This window comes from Flavobacteriales bacterium (assembly GCA_013001705.1).
Classification (GTDB): Bacteria; Bacteroidota; Bacteroidia; order Flavobacteriales_D; family JABDKJ01; genus JABDLZ01.
Genome location: JABDLZ010000012.1, coordinates 1 through 6,729, shown reverse-complemented (window position 1 = coordinate 6,729; position 6,729 = coordinate 1). Strand labels below are relative to the sequence as shown.

Annotated in this window: 4 protein-coding genes; 3 read left to right on the top strand and 1 reads right to left on the bottom strand. The window is 45.9% G+C overall.

What is annotated here, in order from left to right; all coding sequences use genetic code 11:
- Nucleotides 1–310 precede the first annotated feature (310 nt).
- The 3 genes from HKN79_00395 (at nt 311) to HKN79_00385 (ending at nt 6,371) form a co-directional block, all read left to right on the top strand.
- A complete protein-coding gene (locus HKN79_00395; protein NNC82010.1) occupies nt 311–1,363 on the top strand; it encodes a hypothetical protein in 1,053 nt (350 codons plus the stop codon).
- A 160-nt stretch (nt 1,364–1,523) separates the two neighbouring features.
- Complete coding sequence (locus HKN79_00390) at nt 1,524–5,984, top strand: PAS domain-containing protein (GenBank protein NNC82009.1); 4,461 nt, start codon at nt 1,524–1,526, stop codon at nt 5,982–5,984.
- A 15-nt stretch (nt 5,985–5,999) separates the two neighbouring features.
- Entirely contained in the window at nt 6,000–6,371 is a 372-nt protein-coding gene (locus HKN79_00385) for a response regulator (GenBank protein ID NNC82008.1), read from the top strand.
- A gap of 19 nt (nt 6,372–6,390) precedes the next feature.
- Here HKN79_00385 and HKN79_00380 read toward each other — a convergent pair whose 3' ends face one another.
- Entirely contained in the window at nt 6,391–6,717 is a 327-nt protein-coding gene (locus tag HKN79_00380; protein NNC82007.1) for a hypothetical protein, read from the bottom strand.
- Nucleotides 6,718–6,729 lie beyond the last annotated feature (12 nt).

Here is a 6,729-nt window from a genome sequence, read left to right as displayed (position 1 = left end):
TGATCACATCCTCCATATACCTCCGATTCCACAATGTGGGGTATCGAATTCCCAACAAAGACTTTCTGTGATAGACCATGGTCAAGAGGTTCTGAAGAATTTTTCCCGAATTAGAATGTATAGCATTGATGCTCTACATGCTATTGAATATCAATGCGTTAGATATTGGGTCCAACGAGCTGAGCTTACTGCTTAGAGCCTGTCAAATACAATTGTGTAAGGGCATTGGGCTTACTGATCTAGCTGCGGTACAGTTTCTGACTCTTAGATATCACGACAACGAATCCGCACTTTAAAAATTTATCGAATTATGAAACAGATAACACTTTTTACAATCGCTCTCATGCTAGCCGTGAGTGTAAATGCTCAGAAGGATAAACAGACTGCCTCTGACCAGAAATTAGAAGATAGAGTCGAATTGGACTGCAAGGCCATGGCCTCTGACCTAGACCTGGATAAGAAACAGGTCAAAGAGATAGAAGACCTGAATGACTGGACAGCTGATGAAGTAGCTTCATTGGATAATAAGTACAAGACCAAGGACTCCAGATATAATAAGGAAGTACTTCTGGTACTCGAGAAAAGAGATGCTAAGCTCAAAGACATGATGTCTTTGGAGCAATATGCTATGTATTTGAAGAGTCAAGGTGCACATCCCTATGATGTCAAGTATGAAGACGACTCTATGGAGATGCAACGCGAACGTGACGGTGACACCAAAGTCAAGACTGCCAATGGTAAGATCAAGATCGATGGTGACGATGTGAAAGTCAAGAACCGCGAAGCAAATACCAAGATGAAAATGTCATCCGATGAGTATAAGCGCAAGGATAGAGAAGCCAATACCAAAGTGAAGGTAGATGGTGACGAATACAAGCGTAAGAGCCCAAATGAAGAGGTGAAGATCGAAGCCGATGAGATGTCCAGGGAAAAAGATGGATACAAGGCGAAGTACGAGGATGACGAGTACAAGATCGAGACCGATTCCTATGAGAAGAGCGTTGAAGATGACGAGATGAAGATCAAGTCGGACAATGCCAAACTCAGCGTAGAAGATGATGAGATGCGCTACAAAGGTGAGAACGCCAAAATCAGTGTCGAAGATGACGAGATGCGCATGAAGACCGACAATGTCAAAATCAGTGCTGAAGATGACGAATTCAAGGCAAAGACCAAGAACACGAAGACCAAGATCGAAGACGATGAGGCCAAGTTCAAAAGCGATACTCGCAAGGTCAAGACCGAAGAAGACGAGATGAAGGTCAAAACAGACGAGATGAAGATGAAGCTCGAGAATGATGAGGCCAAACTGAAGACCGATGATGTGAAGATCAAGATCGAGAACATCAACGATGACAAATGATAACCAAGACATGGACGAGTGCTATGAATCTCCATGACCAAGTCGGAAAAGCCCCCATCAGGATTTGGGGGCTTTTCCGATTATCATCATTTTAATCACACGGAATCACCACGAACTTTTACATTCACACATCATTCTCAGCGCAGATCCCTGATTTTCCATGTCAGCCAAAAGCAAGAAAGCCCGATCCCTGATCGCCATTGGTGCAAGTGCCGGTGGTCTGGACCCTATGCAAGTGCTACTTGAGAATCTTCCACAAGGGCTTGATGGTTCCGCCATAGTTATTGCTCAACATCTAAGTCCTAGATACAAGAGTGTACTGGCCGAGTTGCTTGGGAAGAAGACCGACCTCCAGGTCAAAGAAGTCCAAGACGGGGAAGAGATCAAAGCAGATGTGATCTATGTCACTCCACCCAATTGTAATCTGGTAGTGAGTAGTGGGCGCTTCAAATTCAGTGACGAAGACTCCTTTCCCAGCCCGAGTGTCGACCGCATCTTCAAGACCATGGCGGAGAGCTTTGGAAAAAATTCAGTGGCCATAGTCCTTTCCGGAACAGGTAAAGACGGGAGCTTGGGAATCGAGAAGGTCAAGAAGAAAAAGGGAATCACTGTGGCCCAAAGTCTGGAGACCTGCAAGTACGTGGGTATGCCACAGAATGCGGTGAAGACCGGGCAGGTCGACTATGTGCTCGACCCTGCGACCATAGGAAAGAAGATACTCGCCATACGGGCCGACCAATTGAAGCTGGAACGATCGAAAAAGAAAAAGACCAAGCTGCTCAGTTCAGAACAGATGGCCTCACTTGAAGTCCTGGGACTCCTTGAGCAGGAGATGGGTGTAGATTTCAGTCGCTACAAGAAGAACACAGTCAATCGCAGGTTGAAAAAGCGGATGGATGTCCATCGCATCAAGGACATGGAGGCCTATCTGGACTATCTGACTAAAAGCCCAGAGGAATTGTACACCCTGTTCAACGAGATGCTCATCGGAGTCACTCGTTTCTTCCGCAATCCGGAGGTCTATGAGAAACTGAGGCCGATCCTGGTCAAGATGGTAAAGAACCAGATCATTGAGGGAGAAGAGTTGCGTATCTGGATCCCTGGCTGTGCAAGCGGAGAAGAAGCCTATACCTATGCCATTCTCATTCATGAGATCGCCCGTGACCTAGGTCATGATAATCTCGAGCTACAGATCTTTGCGACAGATATCGACCAAAAGGCCTTGCAGATCGCCCGAGCGGGAAAATATGACAAGAAGAAATTGGCAGGCTTGGACATGGAGTTGCTCGATCGCTACTTCAATCGCATCAATGGGAAATATGAGGTCATCCAATCCATACGGAAGATGATCCTCTTCAGTAAACACGATCTAACAGCCAATCCCCCTTTTCTCAGACTGGACCTGATCAGTTGCAGGAATCTCCTGATCTACTTCAATGCATCCCTACAGAAGCATGTCATACCCATATTTCATTATGCCTTGCGTAGTAGTGGTACATTGGTCTTAGGCAAGTCGGAGAGTATCGGTCGTTTCACGGACCTTTTCGGTACCACTGATTCCAAATTGAAGATCTACACGAAGAAGAACGCGTCAGGGAAGTCCTACAGCCTTCCTCAATTGAAAAGGATAAGAACAGAGGTAGAACCCGTGAGGTCTTCTAAACTGGATTTCGACCAATTGAGTTTGAACGACAAGATCAAAGAGACACTCTACAATTCCTTCGAACATCCATATGTGGTAGTGGACGATCAGATGCGTGTGCTCGAACTCAGTAAGAATACCCAAGAGTTCATCATGCTCAGACCTGGACATATGTCCACCCACTTGCTCAAGGTCATCATCGAGGACCTGCAATTCGAGGCGAGACGCATCGCTTCAAGGGTTCTTAAGGAGAATGACCTGGTCAAAGGACGCATGAGAGCGATGAAGAATAGGGAAGGAGATGAACATACCTATGTGCGTCTCGTAATGAAACCACTGCTCTTCTCATCACCTACCGACCCACATTACATTCTCATCTTCGAGAAATACACGATAGAAGTGGATCTACCGACATCTACGAATTACGTTCCGTCAGAAGATGTGGACAGTACACGTCTGCTCGAAATCGAGCAGGAGCTAGAGTCCACTAAGGAACATATGAATACTCTGGTCGAGGAATTGGAGACCAGCAATGAGGAGCTTCAATCGACCAATGAGGAGTTGCAATCCTCCAATGAGGAACTTCAGGCCAGTAATGAGGAACTAGAGACCAGCAATGAGGAGCTACAGGCGACCAATGAGGAGTTGGAAGTCGCCTATCAAGAGATAGCAAAGGCCTCTAAACAGATCGAAGGACAGAAGAAGGATATCGAGATCCAAACAGCCCGTCTACAAGTGCTGTTCAATAGTACCCGGCAAGGCCATCTTCTATTGGACAGGAATTACAATGTCATCACTCGGAATAAGAAAGCCTCTCATCTGGTCAAGTCTCTATATGGACGATCGGTAAAACAAGGCCATTCATTCATTGATCTGATAGACCCCGAGCATTTCAAGCCCTTCCAGAAGAATTTCAAAAAAGCATTACAAGGTCAATCGAGCGACCGAGTGATCGAATTTCCTGATCAGCGATTCTTCTCATTTGAATACATACCCCTCCGCTTCAGGGATGACACTCTGGAACAGAACGTGCTTTTAAGTATCACGGATATCACGGCAAATAAGCGGGCCGAGTTGAAATTGAAGGACGCCATCGAAGCGGCAGAAAGTAGTAAAGCTCTCTACGAACAACTCTTCAAGGCTGCACCCCAGTACATCGCGATATTCAAGGATCGCTTCATGCGATTGGAATATGTGAATCCTGCACTAGAGGATCTTTTCAGCGATCGCACCATCACGGGCCGCACTGTCAAGCAGGTATTCAAACGTAGAAAAGAGGCCGACCGACTGGCCGAGATGATCCGGAATGTCAAAGATAATGGGCGATCGAAACATATCTCTGAGATGGAGATACATATCAGCTCCGACTCCAAAGCGGCACCAAGAGTCGTGGACCTCACATTCTCACGTATCACTTTGGAAGATGGAAGTCAGAGTGTCGTTATGTTCGGAAAGGATATCACCGAAGAGGTATACATCCGAGGACTTTTGGCAGAGACCCATCAGCAGGTCGAAGACGATTTCATGAAGTTGCTAGAGGTTTTCGACCAAGCTCCGGTATCTGTGGTCATCTTCAATGGACCGGAACACGTCTTGGAATATTACAATGCTTTCTCGCAACGTCTCTTCACCAAGAAGGCCAAGCTAGGTAAATCGGTGGATGAAGCCCTGCCAGAAGTGGCTGAACAAGGATATCGGGATATTCTGGATCAATGCTATGAAAGCTGGGAGCCCATCACACTATCGGAGGTCCCCTTTACCCATAAAGTGGATGGAACCACTATTACAAGTTATTTCAATACCGTACTGACCCCTCGACTCGATAGAGAGGGAGGTATACGAGGTATTGTGGTGATATCCTATGATGTCAGTGAGCAGGTCCAGTCCAGGAACAAACTTTTGGAAACGGCCGACTTCATGACTCAGATCCTAGAAGAGATGCCACAGAAGATGTTCACCACGGACACCTTCGGGAATAACACCTACAATAATGGACAGCTCATAGAGTATACAGGATTGAGCAATGAAGAACTTCAGACCGAGGGATGGCAGAAAGTGATCCATCCCGATGAGCTCAAGGAGACCGGTGAGCGTTGGATGAAGGCCATTCAAAAAGAAAAGTCATTCTCCATCAATCATAGACTCAAAGGGCACAGCGGCAAATACCGCTGGCATCTGACACGTTGTGTCCCCATCAAGGATTCCAGCGATGAGATCACCCATTGGATAGGAACATCTACCGACATCCATGAGCGTATGATGCTCGAGAAACGCAAAGATGATTTCCTCAACATCGCAAGTCATGAACTGAGGACTCCACTCACCACCGTAATGGCCTATACAGAATTGCTCATGGAGGATGAGACCATCCAGAAGGATGAGAATCTATCGACCTACTTGGATCGCAGTTTTCAGAATCAGAAGAGATTGAACGAATTGGTCTCAGAATTACTGGATATCACGCGGATTCAAAACGGGAAACTGGCCTTCTCTATGGAGAAGATAGATATACAGAAGTTGATAGAGAAAGCGGTAGAGAATCAGAGCTATGTCAATCAGAATCATATCATCAAGGTAGACGGAAATGTGAAGAAGAAGGTAGAAGCCGACCGGTCACGCATCGAACAGCTGCTCTACAATCTACTGACCAATGCAGTGAAATACAGTGATGAAGGAACAGAGATTCATGTACATATCGAGGAGAGAGAAAAAGGAGTTCAAGTGGCTGTCACCGATAAAGGCATAGGTATTCCCAAGGACAAGAAGAACGCGATCTTCAAACAGTTCTTCCGCGTCAAACAAGATGAGAAGGTAGCACCAGGTCTAGGTATCGGGCTCTACATAGCATCCGAGATTGTAAAAAGGCATAATGGACGTATTTGGCTGGAGAGTAAGCTGGGGGAGGGAAGCACCTTCTTTTTCGAACTCCCTTACTCCCAAGAAGTGAGCTTGAAGAATGTCGAACACATGTCGAACTGATAAACAGTACAAGAAGTGGCTAAAAAGAAATTACTGATCTACGATGATGAATTGGACATCTTGGAAGTGATGAAGATCATGCTGTCCAAAGAATATGATGTAGTCACCCGGAGCAATGTGACCGATGTCATCGGTGAAGTGCTCGATGTGAACCCAGACTTGATCCTCATGGATATCTGGATTCCAGAGATTGGGGGAGATAAAGCGGTGGCCTCACTCAAGAATGATGAACGCACCCAAGGTATACCCATCGTATACTTCAGTGCTAATACAGAAATAGAGCGCTACGCCCGAGAATCTGGCGCGGATGGGTTTATATCCAAGCCCTTTGATATGAAAAAAGTCAAAGAATGCCTGACCCGCTTGATAGAGAATAGTCAGAACTAGGTTCTAGAGAAATGACCTCTCAATCGGGATGCGAATCCATCTCCACATCTTTCATGAATTCGACCACATCGGAATCTCCTTGAGGGCCATAGGCCAGTACTAAAGTTCCTTTACTGCCGTCACTCATGCTCAAGGCATATAAGATCGAGAGGTCATCGGGATTGGTCATCCCTTCAAATCGATACTGCTGATCGATGATGATATCGGATCTTGAGAAATCCTTTTTAGAATTCAGGTCACGGAGTTTTCCATCCACAAGTCTGTAACTGGCGGTATATCCTACGGCCTGTAGATCATCGATGACTTCACGTTCATGTTTGTCGGTATGGATGATATTGCTTTTCATTTTAATTAGTAT